The sequence below is a fragment of the Streptomyces malachitofuscus genome (genome assembly GCF_055571035.1).
Genome location: NZ_JBVIGA010000012.1, coordinates 101,143 through 116,273, shown reverse-complemented (window position 1 = coordinate 116,273; position 15,131 = coordinate 101,143). Strand labels below are relative to the sequence as shown.

Genomic DNA, 15,131 nt, shown 5'->3' with positions numbered 1-15,131 from the left:
ACAAAAGACTGACACCGTACGCGCAGGCATGAGCACCGTACGCAGGACGTACGCAGGAGAGGGAGACCGCGATGAGCGCACCCGACGGCAGCCCGGTCGGCGCCGAACGCAGCATCGGCCAGCTGTTCGCCTCGGCGACGGCCGACATGTCGGCGCTGGTGCACGACGAGATCGCGCTGGCGAAGGCGCAGCTCAAGCAGGACGTCAAGCGGGGCGCCACCAGCGGCGGCGCGTTCACGGCCGCCGGAGTGCTGCTGCTGTTCTCCCTGCCGATGCTGAACTTCGCCCTCGCCTACGGCATCCGCACCTGGAGCGACTGGAACCTCGCGCTCTGCTTCCTGCTGTCCTTCGCCGCGAACGTGCTGATCGCCGTCGTCCTCGCGCTCATCGGCATCACCTTCGCCAAGAAGGCGAAGAAGGGCCGCGGCCCGCAGAAGGTCGCCGCGTCGGTGAAGGAGACGGCCGGCGTGCTGCAGAAGGCCAAGCCGCACCCGCGCCCCGCCCTGCCGGAGGACCGGGTCCCCCAAGCCATCGAGGCTGTGGCACGCTCGTCCTCATGACGGACCCCGCCACTCCATCGGCGCAACCCGCCTCGGTCGTACGCCTCGACATCCCCGGCGGCTCGGGGCTCATCCACCGGGACGTCGCCGCCAACGGCGCCCGCTTCCACATCGCGGAGCTGGGCGACGGCCCCCTGGTGCTGCTGCTGCACGGCTTCCCGCAGTTCTGGTGGACCTGGCGGCACCAGCTGACGGCGCTCGCCGACGCCGGCTTCCGTGCCGTCGCCATGGACCTGCGGGGCATCGGCGGCAGTGACCGCACACCGCGCGGTTACGACCCGGCCAACCTCGCGCTGGACATCACCGGGGTGATCCGCTCCCTCGGTGAGCCGGACGCCGCGCTGGTCGGCCACGACCTGGGCGGATACCTGGCCTGGACGGCGGCGGCGATGCGCCCCAAGCTCGTACGGCGGCTGGCGGTGGCGTCCATGCCGCATCCCCGGCGCTGGCGGTCGGCCATGGTCTCCGACGCCAGACAGTCGGCCGCGATGTCCCACATCTGGGGGTTTCAGCGCCCCTGGATCCCGGAGCGGCAGCTCACCGCGGACGACGGTGCGCTGGTGGCGAAGCTCATCCAGGACTGGTCGGGCCCGCACCTGCCCGACGAGAAGGCGCTGGAGAACTACCGGCGGGCCATGTGCATCCCGTCCACGGCGCACTGCTCGATCGAGCCGTACCGCTGGATGGTGCGCTCGCTGGCCCGTCCGGACGGCATCCAGTTCAACCGGCGGATGAAGCGGCCGGTGCGGGTGCCGACGCTGCATCTGCACGGCTCACTGGACCCCGTGGTGCGCACGCGCAGCGCCGCCGGCTCCGGGCAGTACGTCGAAGCGCCCTACCGCTGGCGGCTGTTCGACGGGCTGGGGCACTTCCCGCACGAAGAGGACCCGGTCAGTTTCTCGACCGAACTGATCAACTGGCTGAAGGATCCCGAGCCGGATCGGTGACTGGGCGAACGCTGTCGGTGCCGCTCCCGGCACCCGCCCCCTGAACGCTTGTCCGACGAACGCCAATTGCCCGGCGCATAGGCCAATTGGCGGCCCGTGGGGCGGTTATCGACCATGGGGCGGGGGCACACGTCGGGGTATGGGCTGGACGCACGACTACAGTGACGCAAGCCGCAATCGCCGCTCGGCGGGCGGTGTGAGTTCCCACCAACGAGGCGGTGCACCACAGATGGCGACTACGGACCTCAGGGTGGGAATCCCGCGCATCCTCCGCCGCCGGGCCCGCTGGGTCTCGGTCCGGCTGCGCCACCCGCGCGGCTGACGGTCCGTCCGCCCGTTCGCGGGATCTAGAGCGCGCAGCTGTCGCTGTCGACCTGCTGATTGGCGCTGCGACCCTTGGCGATGTCCTCCCGGATCTCGTCCACGGTGAGCGCGTAGCCCGTCTCGGCGTCGTCGAGCGACTTCGCGAACACCACGCCGGAGACCTCGCCGTCCGGGGTGAGCAGCGGGCCGCCCGAGTTCCCCTGACGGACCGTCGCGAACAGCGAGTACACATCACGGCGGACCGTGCCGCGGTGGTAGATGTCGGGGCCGTTCGCCGTGATGCGTCCGCGCAGGCGCGCGGCGCGGACGTCGTACGCCCCGTTCTCCGGGAAGCCGGCGACGATGGCGCTGTCTCCGCTGCTCGCGTCCTCGGTCGTGAAGCGCAGCGCGGGCGCCTTCAGGTCGGGTACGTCGAGGACGGCGATGTCGCGCTTCCAGTCGTAGAGGACGACGGTGGCGTCGTACTTCCTGCCCTCGCCGCCTATCTGCACGGTCGGCTCGTCGACGCCGCCCACGACATGCGCGTTGGTCATGATGCGGCGCTCGGCGAAGACGAAGCCGGTGCCTTCCAGGACCTTGCCGCAACTCGGGGCGGTGCCCATCACCTTGACGATGGAGCGCTGCGCGCGGAGGGCCACGGGGCTGCCCGCCAGGGCCGGGTCCGGGGGCCGGACGTCGGTGATCGGCTCGTTGGCGAACGGGCTGAAGACCTGCGGGAAGCCGTTCTGCGCGAGGACGGAGGAGAAGTCGGCGAACCAGGTGTCGGCCTGGTCGGGCAGGGCCCGGGAGACCCCGAGCAGCACCTTGGAGCTGCGGACCTCCTTGCCGAGCGTCGGCAGCGTCGTGCCGGCCAGCGCGGAGCCGATCAGCCAGGCGACCAGGAGCATCGCGACGACGTTGACCAGGGCACCGCCCGTCGCGTCCAGCGCACGGGCAGGCGACCAGGTGATGTAGCGGCGCAGTTTGTTGCCGAGGTGGGTGGTGAGGGCCTGGCCGACGGAGGCGCAGACTATGACCACGACGACGGCGATGACGGCCGCCGTCGTACCGACCTCGGAGCCGTCCGTCATGGCGTCCCAGATGACGGGCAGGAGATAGACGGCGACAAGACCGCCGCCCAGGAAGCCGATCACCGACAGGATGCCGACGACGAAGCCCTGGCGGTAGCCGACGACGGCGAACCACACGGCGGCGACCAGCAACAGGATGTCCAGCACGTTCACCGCTTCAAGCCTCGCCTCGTCGTACCCAGCACGGCGCCCACCCTGTCATGACCGCCAGTCCAGCGGGACCTGCTTGCTGCGATCCCAGGGGCGCTCCCACCCGGCGAAATGCAGCAACCGGTCGATGACGCCCGCGGTGAAACCCCACACGAGGGCGGATTCGACCAGAAACGCCGGACCTTGGTACCCACTGGGGTGAACCGAGGTCGCCCGGTTGTCGGGGTGAGTGAGGTCCGCCACGGGGACCGTGAACACCCGCGCGGTCTCGTTCGGGTCGACGACCCCCACCGGCGTGGGTATGCGCCACCAGCCCAGTACGGGGGTGACGACGAAACCGCTGACCGGGATGTAGAGCTTCGGCAGTACGCCGAAGAGCTGCACGCCCGTCGGGTCGAGTCCGGTCTCCTCCTCGGCCTCGCGCAGGGCGGCGCGCAGCGGTCCGTCGCCCTGCGGGTCTCCGTCCTCGGGGTCGAGCGCGCCGCCGGGGAAGGACGGCTGCCCGGCGTGCGAGCGCAGCGAACTCGCCCGCTCCATGAGCAGCAGCTCCGGGCCGCGTTCGCCGTCGCCGAAGAGGATCAGGACGGCGGACTGGCGCCCCGTGCCGTTCTCCGGGGGCAGGAAGCGGCTCAGCTGGCCCGGCGCGACCGTCTCCGCCGCGCGGACCACCGGATCCAGCCAGGAGGGCAGCCCCTCCCGGCTGAGCGTCACCGGGCCGCCCTGGGTACCGCTCGTGCGCGTCATCGCCACCCCCGTCGTCCGGCCGCGTCCCACGGGTCCAACGCCCGGCGGCCCCGAGATCGTTCCGCGGGCTGCCGTGGCGGGTACCGCTCCGTCATCCGGCCCCCAGCGGCGGGGCGGGCCTGCCGCCGGCGTCCAGATAGGCCTGCGGCGGGTTCAGACGCTGGCCCGGGAGACCGCCCTTTTCGTACTTGAGCAGCTTGCGCGCCTTCTCCGGGTCCGTCTCGCCCTCGCCGTACGCCGGGCAGAGCGGCGCGATGGGGCAGGCTCCGCAGGCGGGCTTGCGGGCGTGGCAGATACGGCGGCCGTGCCAGATCACGTGGTGGGAGAGGTCGGTCCAGTCGCTCTTGGGGAACAGCGCGCCGACGGCCGCCTCGATCTTGTCCGGGTCGGTCTCCGCGGTCCACTGCCAACGGCGCACGAGCCGCTGGAAGTGCGTGTCCACGGTGATGCCGGGACGGCCGAAGGCGTTGCCGAGGACGACGAAGGCGGTCTTGCGGCCCACGCCGGGCAGCTTGACGAGATCCTCGAGCCGCCCGGGCACCTCGCCGCCGAAGTCCTCGGCGAGCGCCTTCGAAAGCCCTATCACCGACTTGGTCTTGGCCCGGAAGAAACCGGTGGGGCGCAGGATCTCCTCCACCTCCTCGGGGTTGGCCGCGGCCAGGTCCTCGGGGGTGGGGTACTTCGCGAAGAGGGCGGGGGTCGTCTGGTTGACGCGCAGGTCGGTGGTCTGAGCCGACAGCACGGTGGCGACCACGAGCTGGAAGGGGTTCTCGAAGTCCAGCTCCGGGTGGGCGTAGGGGTACACCTCGGCCAGTTCACGGTTGATCCGGCGCGCCCGCCGGACCAGCGCGGTACGCGACTCGTCCCTGGCGGGCCTGACGACGGTCTTCGCGGGAGCGGCCCGCACGGCCGCGGTCGCCTTCTTGGGGGCGACGAGCTGCTTCCTGGGCGCCGGGGCCTTCTTGACGGGGACGGTGGCCTTCTTGACCGAGGCGGTCTTCTTGACGGAGGCGGTCTTCTTGGCAGGGGTTGCGGCCCTCTTGGCAGGGACGGTGGCCTTCTTGACCGGAGCGGCCTTCTCGGCCGGAGCGGCCTTCTCGGCCGGAGCGGCCTTCTTGGCCGGAGCGGCCTTCTTGGCCGGAGCGGCCTTGCGCGCGGACGTCGTCCTGGCCGGCGACGCCTTCCGCGCGGGCGCGGCCTTCTTGCCGGCGGCCTTCTTCCCCGCCGTCTTCTCGCCGCCGGGCGCGTGCTTGCCCGAAGCCTCCGCCTTTGCGGCGGCGGCCCTCTTCCCCGGCGCGCTCTTCTCCCCGGCCGCATCGCCCGAGCGAGCCGCCGGCCTCTCGTCCGGTCCCTTCGACGGCGACCTCTTTGCCGCTTTCGCCGTTTCCTTACCGCCATCGGGGCCCTGTTCGCCCACAGCGGAATCGCGACGTACTGCCACCCGTGCAGCCCCCTCGGCCTGTGCTCTCACCGGCGATTTGGACACCCGGCCAGCCTACGACCCGGCACCGACATCCGCCCCGGCCCTCGAGGACCGGCGTCCAATTGGACCCCTGCCGCTTACCCCGACCGGCCCGTACGGCATCCTTGTGACAGATCACACTGTTTGGACCGTCCGGCAAAATGGGCACCACGGTCCCCTGGTACGTGGGGAGCAAGATCCCCTGAGCAGGTCGACAAGGAGAGAACTCGTGGACGACGTTCTGCGGCGGAACCCGCTTTTCGCGGCGCTCGATGACGAGCAGGCCGCGGAGCTTCGCGCTTCCATGAGCGAGGTGACCCTGGCACGGGGCGACTCCCTGTTCCACGAGGGCGATCCCGGTGACCGCCTGTACGTGGTCACGGAGGGCAAGGTCAAGCTGCACCGCACGTCCCCCGACGGCCGGGAGAACATGCTCGCCGTGGTGGGTCCCGGCGAGCTGATCGGTGAGCTGTCGCTCTTCGACCCGGGCCCGCGCACCGCGACGGCCACGGCGCTGACCGAGGTCAAGCTGCTCGCCCTCGGCCACGGTGACCTGACGCCCTGGCTGAGCGCCCGCCCCGAGGTCGCCACCGCGCTGCTGCGGGCCGTGGCCCGCCGGCTGCGCAAGACCAACGACGCCATGTCGGACCTGGTCTTCTCGGACGTCCCGGGCCGTGTCGCCCGCGCCCTGCTCGACCTCTCCCGCCGCTTCGGTGTGCAGTCCGAGGAGGGCATCCACGTCGTGCACGACCTCACGCAGGAAGAGCTGGCCCAGCTGGTCGGTGCCTCCCGCGAGACGGTCAACAAGGCCCTGGCGGACTTCGCCCAGCGCGGCTGGCTGCGCCTGGAGGCCCGCGCGGTGATCCTCCTGGACGTCGAGCGCCTCGCGAAGCGCTCCCGCTGACACCCGGCGACGCCACCGACGGAGCCCCGCTTCCCCGCCGGAAGCGGGGCTCTGTCGCGTCACGAGCCGACCGGCGACGCCGCGGTCCTCGCCTCGTACGTCGACGACCTCGGCCCCCGGCTCGCCGAGGAGTACGCGCGCGTGCACGGTGTGAAGGCACCGCGCCCCGGGTGACCGGACGTCCGTGACTGGACGTCTAAATGAGGCCGTGCTCCCGCAGGTACTCCAGTTGGGCGCGCACGGACAGCTCCGCGGCCGGCCACAGGGAGCGGTCGACGTCGGCGTAGACGTGGGCGACGACCTCGGACGGGGTGCGGTGGCCGTCCTCGACGGCCGTCTCGACCTGGGCCAGGCGATGGGCGCGGTGGGCGAGGTAGTACTCCACGGCGCCCTGGGCGTCGTCCAGGACGGGACCGTGACCGGGCAGGACCGTGTGGACGCCGTCGTCGACGGTGAGCGACCTGAGCCGGCGCAGGGTGTCCAGGTAGTCGCCCAGGCGGCCGTCGGGGTGGGCCACGACGGTCGTACCGCGGCCCAGGATGGTGTCGCCCGTGAGGACCGCCCGGTCCGCCGGGAGATGGAAGCACAGGGAGTCGGCGGTGTGGCCGGGTGTCGGCACGACCCTCAGCTCCAGGCCGCCGACGGTGACGACGTTCCCGGCGGCCAGCCCCTCGTCCCCGAGCCGCAGCGCCGGGTCCAGCGCCCGCACCTTCGTGCCGGTCAGCTCGGCGAACCGGGCGGCGCCCTCGGCGTGATCGGGGTGACCGTGCGTCAGGAGGGTGAGGGCGACGCGCTTGCCGGCCTGTTCCGCCGTTCCGATCACACGCCGGAGGTGCCCGTCGTCCAGCGGGCCGGGGTCCACCACGACCGCCAGGTCGGAGTCCGGTTCCGAGAGGACCCAGGTGTTGGTGCCGTCCAGGGTCATCGCCGAGGAGTTGGGGGCGAGCACGTTGACGGCACGCGCGGTGGCGGGTCCGGAGAGGACACCGCCCCGCGGCTGGCCGGGCAGGGTGCTTGCGTCCGTCATGCGGGGGCTCCCCCGGTCGGGATGTGCTTGGTGAACTCGTCGTGTCCCGGCCAGGAGAGCACTATCTCGCCCTTCACCAGGCGCGCGGTGGCCAGCACGGGCGTGAGGTCCCGCGCGGGAGCGGCGTCGAGCGCCTCCGCGGGCGTGGCGTACGCCGTGAGCTGACGGAGGGTGGCGATGGTCGGGGGCATCATCAGCAGCTCGCCCCGGTCGTACGCGTCGGCCGCCGCGCGGGGAGTGATCCACACCGTGCGGTCGGCCTCCGTGGAGGCGTTGCGGGTGCGCTGGCCCTGCGGGAGCCTGGCGACGAAGAACCAGGTGTCGTAGCGGCGGGACTCGAACTCGGGGGTGATCCAGCGGGTCCAGGCGCCGAGCAGGTCGGAGCGCAGGACCAGTCCGCGGCGGTCCAGGAACTCCGCGAAGGACGTCTCCCGCGCGACGAGCGCGGCACGGTCCGCCTCCCAGTCGTCGCCGGTGGTGTCACCGACCACACCGTCCGGGGTCGGCCCGGCGAGCAGCACCCCGGCCTCCTCGTACGTCTCCCGTACGGCCGCGCAGACGATGGCCTGCGCGCCCGCCTCGTCCACACCGAGCCGGTCCGCCCACCATGCGCGCGTGGGGCCCGCCCAGCGGACGTGCCGGTCGTCGTCGCGCGGGTCGACACCGCCGCCGGGGTAGGCGTACGCGCCGCCCGCGAACGCCATGGACGTACGACGCCGCAGCATGTGCACGGCGGCTCCGTCGCCGGTGTCCTTGAGCAGCATCACGGTGGCCGCGCGTTTCGGCGTGACCGGCGTGAGGTGACCGCCCGCGAGCGCCCGGATCCGCTCCGGCCACTCCGGGGGGTACCACTGACCGCCTGCCTGCGCATTCGCCATGGCCGGAGGCTATCCCGTGACGCCCGGATGTTCGAGTGCCCACCGGGACGGCGGAGTGACGCCCCGCCCGGTCCCGAAGACCGCGCTGCGGCCGCTCACCGCCGCGGTCACCACGGCAGGCGGCGGTCGGGACCGGCGGCTCCGGCCGGCCGGGCGACCGCCGCCTCGTCACAGCGGACGAACACACCGCCGCCGAGGACGGACGGGTGCCGCTCACCGTGGGATGCAGGCGCGCCCGGCGCTCCGGTCGAGACCGACGGCCAGGAGCGCCGGAACAGGCCGCCGCCGAACCGCAACCACCCAACACACCGCCGCCGGCGAAGCGGTGCGCGCCGGTACGACGGGACGGGCCATGTCAGGCGCCGTGTACGGCCGCACCGTCGAGGCGGCCCGGAGCCGGCGCCCGGACCGCCTCCACGACCGCGAAGCCGCCCACGCGGCAGCGCACCCCACAGGTCCCGCCGACCGCCTGCGCCACCCGCCCCGCCCGGCCCGGCAAGGGCCCGGCAAGGGCCCGGCTCGGCGGACGTGCCCCGGCGGGCGAGCCGTCCGGAGCCGGGCCCGCCCCACGCGAGGACCCGGAGGGTGCCTCAGGACCACAGGACACGGGACGACGCCGCGCCCGCGCGGCCGCCGCCGAGGGCTACGCCTGAGTGAGTTCCACCTGGATCTCGACCTCCACCGGTGCGTCCAGCGGCAGCACCGCGACACCCACCGCGCTGCGGGCGTGGACGCCCTTGTCGCCGAGGACCTCGCCGAGCAGCTCGCTCGCACCGTTGACGACACCCGGCTGGCCCGTGAAGTCCGCGGCCGAGGCGACGAAGCCCACGACCTTCACCACGCGCGCCACCCGGTCCAGGTCCCCGGCGACGGACTTGACCGCGGCGAGGGCGTTCAGCGCGCAGGTGCGCGCCAGCTCCTTCGCCTCCTCGGGGGTGATCTCCGCGCCGACCTTGCCCGTCGTCGGAAGCTTGCCGTCCACCATGGGCAGCTGACCGGACGTGTAGACGTACTGTCCCGACCGCACGGCCGGCTGGTACGCGGCCAGCGGCGGCACGACCTCCGGCAGGCGCAGGCCCAGCTCGGCCAGCTTCGCCTCGACGGCGCTCATGCCTGCCTCTCGCGCTTCAGGTAGGCCACCAGCTGCTCCGGGTTGTTCGGCCCGGGCACGACCTGGACGAGCTCCCAGCCGTCCTCGCCCCAGGTGTCAAGAATCTGCTTCGTCGCGTGGACGAGCAGCGGCACAGTCGCGTATTCCCACTTGGTCATGCGGCCGACTCTAGCCGCTGTCGCAGCCGGTCCCGCGGCCCCCGCCCACCCCGTGTGCCCGCCCGCCGCGCGGGCGCGAGGGCCGCCGTGCCCGCCCACCGCGCGGGGCGCGAGGGCCGCGAACCGCCACCCGGAGCCGCCGGGCCGCGCGGCGAGCATTTAGGCTCGAAGACGTGAGCAGGCTCCAGGTCGTCAGTGGCAAGGGCGGAACCGGCAAGACCACGGTGGCCGCGGCCCTCGCGCTGGCCCTGGCCACGGAGGGGAAGCGGACGCTTCTCGTCGAGGTCGAGGGCCGGCAGGGCATCGCACAGCTCTTCGAGACGGAGGCGCTGCCGTACGAGGAACGGAAGATCGCCGTCGCACCGGGGGGCGGCGAGGTGTACGCCCTCGCCATCGACCCCGAACTGGCGCTTCTGGACTACCTCCAGATGTTCTACAAACTGGGCAGCGCCGGCCGGGCCCTCAGAAAGCTCGGCGCGATCGACTTCGCCACCACCATCGCCCCCGGCGTCCGGGACGTCCTGCTGACCGGCAAGGCGTGCGAGGCGGTGCGGCGCAAGGACAAGAACGGCCGGTTCGTCTACGACTACGTCGTCATGGACGCCCCCCCGACCGGCCGCATCACCCGCTTCCTGAACGTCAATGACGAGGTGGCCGGTCTCGCCAAGATCGGCCCGATACACAATCAGGCGCAGGCCGTCATGCGGGTGCTGAGATCGCCGGAGACGGCCGTGCACCTGGTGACGCTGCTGGAGGAGATGCCGGTCCAGGAGACCGCGGACGGCATCGCGGAACTGCGCGCGGCCCGGCTGCCGGTGGGCAGGGTCATCGTGAACATGGTGCGGCCGCAGGTGCTGGACGCGGACGCCTTGGAACTCGTGGCGGCGGTCCCTCGTTCCTCTGTCGCGCGGGCGCTGTCGTCCGCCGGCCTGGGCGGCGCGCGGCGCGGCGGACACGCCGAGCGACTGGTGGAGCCACTGCTCACGCAGGCGGAGGAGTACGCCGAGCGGTACGCGCTGGAGACGGAGCAGCGCGCCGTGCTGGCGGACCTGGACGTGCCGTTGCACGAACTTCCGCTGCTCGCGGAGGGCATGGACCTGGCCGGTCTGTACGCGCTGGCCAGGCAGCTGCGTGAACAGGACGTGTCGTGACCGCCCGCGCGTCCCGGCTGCCCCGCGGCGGCCAGGACCTCCGTCACCGCCACCGCCGTACCGGTCCCGTCACGTGCCGGGAGTACCGGAATCGGAAGCACCGGAAGCAGGGGATGCCATGAGCCGTCGTCCGGAACCGGCGGGGACCCACGACCCGGCCCGTCACCACCTCTCCCCCACCCGCACGCTCGACATCGACCCGCTGATCGAGGACCCGGACACCCGGATCGTGGTGTGCTGCGGCTCGGGCGGCGTCGGCAAGACGACCACCGCGGCGGCGCTGGGTCTGCGCGCGGCCGAGCGGGGACGCAAGGTGGTCGTTCTCACCATCGACCCGGCCCGCCGGCTCGCCCAGTCCATGGGGATCGACTCGCTCGACAACACCCCGCGCCGCGTGAAGGGCATCGACGACTCCGCGGGCGGCGAACTGCACGCGATGATGCTCGACATGAAGCGCACCTTCGACGAGATCGTCGAGGCGCACGCGGACGCCGAGCGGGCCTCCGCGATCCTGGGCAACCCCTTCTACCAGTCGCTCTCCGCGGGCTTCGCCGGCACGCAGGAGTACATGGCGATGGAGAAGCTGGGGCAGCTGCGCTCCCGGGACGAGTGGGACCTCATCGTGGTCGACACGCCGCCCTCGCGCTCCGCGCTGGACTTCCTGGACGCACCCAAGCGGCTCGGATCCTTCCTCGACGGCAAGCTCATCCGCGTCCTGCTGGCCCCGGCGAAGGTGGGCGGCCGCGCGGGGATGAAGTTCCTGAACGTCGGGATGTCGATGATGACCGGCGCGCTGGGCAAGGTGCTCGGCGGTCAGCTGCTGAAGGACGTGCAGACCTTCGTGGCCGCGATGGACTCGATGTTCGGCGGGTTCCGTACCCGCGCGGACGCCACGTACAAGCTGCTCCAGGCGCCCGGGACGGCGTTCCTGGTGGTGGCGGCCCCGGAGCGGGACGCGCTGCGCGAGGCCGCGTACTTCGTGGAGCGGCTGGCCGCTGAGGACATGCCGCTGGCCGGTCTGGTGCTCAACCGGGTCCATGGCAGCGGCGCGGACCGGCTCTCGGCGGAGCGGGCGCTCGCCGCCGCGGAAAATCTTGAGGACCCCCGCATTGTGGATCAGGAGGACGGGAAAGCTGGACTTCGTAACTCTCCCGACACGTACGACAGTTCAGAATCGCCCGCTCCACCGGACGTTCCCGACGGAGGCTCCCCCGCCCCCACGGACGTCGACCCCACGGACGCGGACACGGACCCGGATGCCGACGCGGAGCGGCCCGTCGACCGTCTCACCGCGGGCCTGCTGAGGCTGCACGCCGAGCGGATGCAGCTGCTCTCACGCGAGCAGCGCACACGCGACCGCTTCATCGCGCTCCACCCCGAGGTGGCGGTGACCGAGGTGGCCGCACTGCCCGGCGATGTGCACGACCTCACAGGGCTGCGGGACATCGGCGACCGCCTCGCGGCCGACCGGCCGGAGCTGCCCACCACGCCCTAGGCCCTGCAGGGCGGGACCAGGGACCCCCCGAGGACCCTCAGCTCACCGCGGCGAAGTTCTCGTAGACCTCGTCGTCGTTGAGAGGTACGACACCCGTCCCCCGCTCGTACTCCGAGCGCGCGGTCTCCAGCAGCCTGCGCCAGGAGGTCACGGTGGGCCGCCGGCGCAGCAGCGCGCGGCGCTCGCGTTCCGTCATGCCTCCCCACACGCCGAACTCGACGCGGTTGTCGAGCGCGTCGGCCAGGCACTCCGTACGCACCGGGCATCCGGTGCACACCGCCTTGGCCCTGTTCTGCGCTGCTCCTTGAACGAACAGTTCATCCGGATCGGTAGTGCGACAGGCAGCCTGCGCACTCCAGTCGGTAACCCAGCCCATACCGGCGCCGTCCTCTCCCGAATCGAGGCTCCCCCACGGCGGCAGCGGCATATTCACCGCCGCCAGTTGAGGACGTTACGGAAGGTGGGCACAGCGCAACACCCCCAGCGGGCCCAATCTTGAATGGTCCGAACGGACTATGGGTAAGCGGCAGATCACCCGGGGGAGTGAGGGGGCGACATGCGGGTCAAAGGGGGCATTCCGGGTCAGTTCAGTTGCGCCACAACGGACACCGCATGACACACGAGGCGGATCCGGACACGGACTCAACACCCCTCGACCGAACTCATATGAAGAAAGTCGAAGAGATCCGGAACGATTCGGGGTCGCCGGACGTATTGATACGTGGCCTCACTGCTGTGACAGTTGAGTGCAGCTTAGGCCAAGGCATATACGCTTGTCCGGCGAATGAGAACGTAGGCTGCTCCCATGCCAAAGAAGCGCTCGGGCGGTGGTCTGTCTCCCACGCAGCAGGCCGCCAAGTTCCTCGGTGTCAGTGTCCTCGCGGGGGCCGTCATGGCCGGCATCGCCCTGCCCGCCGTGGGCGCGCTGGGCCTCGCGGCCAAGGGATCGGTGGAGAGCTTCGACGAGCTCCCGGCCAACCTCAAGACCCCGCCGCTGAGTCAGCGCACCACCATCCTGGACTCCGAGGGCGGCCAGATCGCCACGGTCTACTCGCGCGACCGTACGGTGGTCGACCTCAAGGACATCTCGCCGTACATGCAGAAGGCGATCGTCGCGATCGAGGACTCGCGCTTCTACCAGCACGGCGCGGTCGACCTGAAGGGCGTCCTGCGCGCGCTCAACAGCAACGCGCGCAGCGGCGAGGTCTCCGAGGGCGCCTCCACGCTCACGCAGCAGTACGTCAAGAACGTCTTCGTCGAGGAGGCCGGTGACGACCCGACCAAGGTCGCGCAGGCCACGCAGCAGACCATCGGCCGCAAGATCCGCGAACTGAAGTACGCGATCCAGGTCGAGGAGGAGCTGGGCAAGAAGAAGATCCTCGAGAACTATCTGAACATCACCTTCTTCGGCCAGCAGGCCTACGGCATCGAGGCGGCCGCCCAGCGCTACTTCTCCAAGCCCGCCAAGGACCTCAACCTCCAGGAGTCCGCCCTCCTCGCCGGTCTCGTCCAGTCGCCGAGCCGCTACGACCCGGTCAACGACGAGACGGAGGCGAAGAAGCGGCGCAATGTCGTCCTGCAGCGGATGGCCGAGGTCGGCGACATCTCCCAGGAGCAGGCCGACAAGGCGGCGAGGAGTCCGCTGGGCCTGAACGTCAGCAAGCCGAAGAACGGCTGCATCACGGCGGTCAAGGGAGCGGGCTTCTTCTGCGACTACGTGCACGAGGTGTTCCTGAACGACCCGGTCTTCGGCAAGACGAGGGAGGACCGGGCGAAGATCTGGAACCAGGGCGGTCTGACCATCCGTACGACGCTCGACCCGCAGGCGCAGGAGTCGGTGCAGCAGTCGCTCAAGGACCACGTCTACCAGTCCGACCCGGTCGCCGCGGCGAGCACGCTGGTCGAGCCCGGCACCGGCAAGATCGTCGCGATGGGCCAGTCGAAGCCGTACGGCTACGGCAAGAACGAGATCGAGATCAACTTCTCGGTCGACAAGGCCTGGGGCGGCTCGAACTTCGGGTTCCCGACGGGATCGACGTTCAAGCCGTTCGTGGCCGCCGCGGCCCTGGAGGAGGGCCGGCCGCCGACCCAGACGCACTCCGCCCCGTACTCGATGCCGTACCCGTCGACCGTGCGCGGGTGCGAGAAGCCCTGGGTGAACGACAAGGGCTACAAGGTCGAGAACGAGAACGAGTCCGAGGTGGGCCCGTACGCGCTCAAGGAAGCGATGGCGAAGTCGGTCAACACCTACTTCGTACAGATGATCGAGGACATCGGCATGTGCCCGGTGGTGACCATGACCGACAAGCTCGGCGTGGTCCAGGGCAACGGGGAGAAGATCCCCGAGGTGCCCTCCTCGATGACCCTCGGTTCCACGGGCCTCTCGCCCCTCACGATGGCGAGCGCGTACGCCGCCTTCGCCTCCCGGGGCATGTACTGCACGCCGGTCGCCATCGAGTCGATCACGCAGAAGGTCGGCAACAAGCAGAAGTCGCTCGAGGTGCCGAAGTCGACGTGCTCCCGCGCGATGAGCGAGAAGACCGCGGACACGGTCAACACCCTGCTGCAGGGCGTGATCGACTCCGGTACGGGTACCGCGGCCGGCCTCAGCGACCGCGCCAACGCCGGTAAGACGGGTACGACGGACGAGCGCAGGAACGCCTGGTTCGTCGGCTACACGCCGAACCTGTCGGGCGCCGTCTGGGTGGGCAGTGCCACCCAGAAGGTCCAGATGAAGAACATCACGATCGGCGGCCAGTACCACCCGCTCGTCTTCGGTGGCGCGGTCCCCGGTCCCATCTGGAAGGACGCCATGACCGGCGCCCTGGCGGGCAAGGAGTCCCCCTCCTTCAACCTGGTGCACATCCCGGACGCCAAGGACCGCGACAAGGACCGCGACCGCGACGAGGACGACCGCGACGACGGCAACAACGGCGACGGCGGTCTCATCGGCGGCCTGATCGGCGGCGGCAACGGCAACGGGGGCGGCAACGGCGGAGGCGGCCCGGGCGGCACCGAGCCGGACCCGACCTTCTCGGCCCCGGAGGGCTTCATCCAGGGCCCGGGCAACGGCCCCGGAGGACGCGACTGACCGCCCCGGCGGCACGGGCATGACGAACGGCCCCTTCCCCCACGTGGGGGAAGGGGCCG

Annotated in this window: 15 protein-coding genes and 1 pseudogene; 8 read left to right on the top strand and 8 right to left on the bottom strand. The window is 71.3% G+C overall.

Annotation, left to right across the window (positions count from 1 at the left end):
* Nucleotides 1-71: 71 nt before the first annotated feature.
* The 3 genes from ACZ44S_RS19125 to ACZ44S_RS19115 all read left to right on the top strand — a co-directional run bounded on the left by ACZ44S_RS19125 (nt 72) and on the right by ACZ44S_RS19115 (nt 1,829).
* Nucleotides 72-560: a phage holin family protein gene (locus ACZ44S_RS19125; RefSeq protein WP_190166646.1), complete on the top strand. Its 489-nt coding sequence runs from the start codon at nt 72-74 to the stop codon at nt 558-560.
* Nucleotides 557-1,507, top strand: a complete 951-nt coding sequence (locus ACZ44S_RS19120) for an alpha/beta fold hydrolase (RefSeq protein ID WP_190166645.1) — start codon at nt 557-559, stop codon at nt 1,505-1,507. The genes ACZ44S_RS19125 and ACZ44S_RS19120 overlap by 4 nt, the downstream gene beginning before the upstream one ends.
* Before the next feature lie 139 nt (nt 1,508-1,646).
* Entirely contained in the window at nt 1,647-1,829 is a 183-nt protein-coding gene (locus tag ACZ44S_RS19115; protein ID WP_229853786.1) for a hypothetical protein, read from the top strand.
* Between the two features lie 25 nt (nt 1,830-1,854).
* Here the strand turns inward: ACZ44S_RS19115 and ACZ44S_RS19110 are convergent, their stop codons facing one another.
* From ACZ44S_RS19110 to nth, 3 genes are all read right to left on the bottom strand, one after another.
* Nucleotides 1,855-3,054 (bottom strand): MarP family serine protease, encoded by a 1,200-nt coding sequence (locus ACZ44S_RS19110; RefSeq protein ID WP_190166644.1) that lies wholly within the window; start codon nt 3,052-3,054, stop codon nt 1,855-1,857.
* A gap of 45 nt (nt 3,055-3,099) precedes the next feature.
* Nucleotides 3,100-3,795, bottom strand: coding sequence for an NUDIX hydrolase (locus ACZ44S_RS19105; protein WP_466930465.1), 696 nt, complete (start codon nt 3,793-3,795; stop codon nt 3,100-3,102).
* A 91-nt stretch (nt 3,796-3,886) separates the two neighbouring features.
* Complete coding sequence (nth, locus tag ACZ44S_RS19100; protein ID WP_466930463.1) at nt 3,887-5,236, bottom strand: endonuclease III; 1,350 nt, start codon at nt 5,234-5,236, stop codon at nt 3,887-3,889.
* 250 nt (nt 5,237-5,486) lie between these two features.
* Between nth and ACZ44S_RS19095 the strand changes: the two genes are divergently transcribed.
* On the top strand, nt 5,487-6,161 hold the full coding sequence (locus ACZ44S_RS19095; protein WP_004928297.1) for a Crp/Fnr family transcriptional regulator: 675 nt from the start codon (nt 5,487-5,489) through the stop codon (nt 6,159-6,161).
* 63 nt (nt 6,162-6,224) lie between these two features.
* A pseudogene (locus ACZ44S_RS19090) lies at nt 6,225-6,335 on the top strand (nucleotidyltransferase); the annotation flags it as partial.
* Between the two features lie 22 nt (nt 6,336-6,357).
* On the opposite strand, the gene ACZ44S_RS19085 reads toward ACZ44S_RS19090, so the two are convergent.
* From ACZ44S_RS19085 to ACZ44S_RS19070, 4 genes are all read right to left on the bottom strand, one after another.
* Nucleotides 6,358-7,188, bottom strand: coding sequence for an MBL fold metallo-hydrolase (locus ACZ44S_RS19085; protein WP_466930461.1), 831 nt, complete (start codon nt 7,186-7,188; stop codon nt 6,358-6,360).
* Nucleotides 7,185-8,066 carry an NUDIX hydrolase gene (locus tag ACZ44S_RS19080; RefSeq protein WP_466930460.1) on the bottom strand — a complete coding sequence of 294 codons (882 nt, stop codon included), beginning with the start codon at nt 8,064-8,066 and terminating at the stop codon, nt 7,185-7,187. The genes ACZ44S_RS19085 and ACZ44S_RS19080 overlap by 4 nt, the downstream gene beginning before the upstream one ends.
* A 643-nt stretch (nt 8,067-8,709) precedes the next feature.
* Nucleotides 8,710-9,177, bottom strand: a complete 468-nt coding sequence (locus ACZ44S_RS19075) for a RidA family protein (RefSeq protein ID WP_466930457.1) — start codon at nt 9,175-9,177, stop codon at nt 8,710-8,712.
* Entirely contained in the window at nt 9,174-9,335 is a 162-nt protein-coding gene (locus ACZ44S_RS19070; protein WP_010986011.1) for a DUF4177 domain-containing protein, read from the bottom strand. The genes ACZ44S_RS19075 and ACZ44S_RS19070 overlap by 4 nt, the downstream gene beginning before the upstream one ends.
* A 173-nt stretch (nt 9,336-9,508) precedes the next feature.
* On the opposite strand from ACZ44S_RS19070, the gene bagA reads away from it, so the two are divergent.
* The gene (bagA, locus tag ACZ44S_RS19065; RefSeq protein ID WP_466930455.1) at nt 9,509-10,486 is read left to right on the top strand and encodes an ATPase BagA; all 978 of its coding nucleotides are present in this window, start codon (nt 9,509-9,511) and stop codon (nt 10,484-10,486) included.
* A gap of 118 nt (nt 10,487-10,604) precedes the next feature.
* Nucleotides 10,605-11,981 (top strand): ATPase BagB, encoded by a 1,377-nt coding sequence (bagB, locus tag ACZ44S_RS19060; protein WP_466930453.1) that lies wholly within the window; start codon nt 10,605-10,607, stop codon nt 11,979-11,981.
* A gap of 37 nt (nt 11,982-12,018) precedes the next feature.
* Here the strand turns inward: bagB and wblA are convergent, their stop codons facing one another.
* Nucleotides 12,019-12,357 carry a transcriptional regulator WblA gene (gene wblA / locus ACZ44S_RS19055; protein ID WP_190166637.1) on the bottom strand — a complete coding sequence of 113 codons (339 nt, stop codon included), beginning with the start codon at nt 12,355-12,357 and terminating at the stop codon, nt 12,019-12,021.
* Between the two features lie 429 nt (nt 12,358-12,786).
* On the opposite strand from wblA, the gene ACZ44S_RS19050 reads away from it, so the two are divergent.
* Complete coding sequence (locus tag ACZ44S_RS19050; protein ID WP_466930450.1) at nt 12,787-15,072, top strand: transglycosylase domain-containing protein; 2,286 nt, start codon at nt 12,787-12,789, stop codon at nt 15,070-15,072.
* The last annotated feature ends 59 nt before the right edge of the window (nt 15,073-15,131 follow it).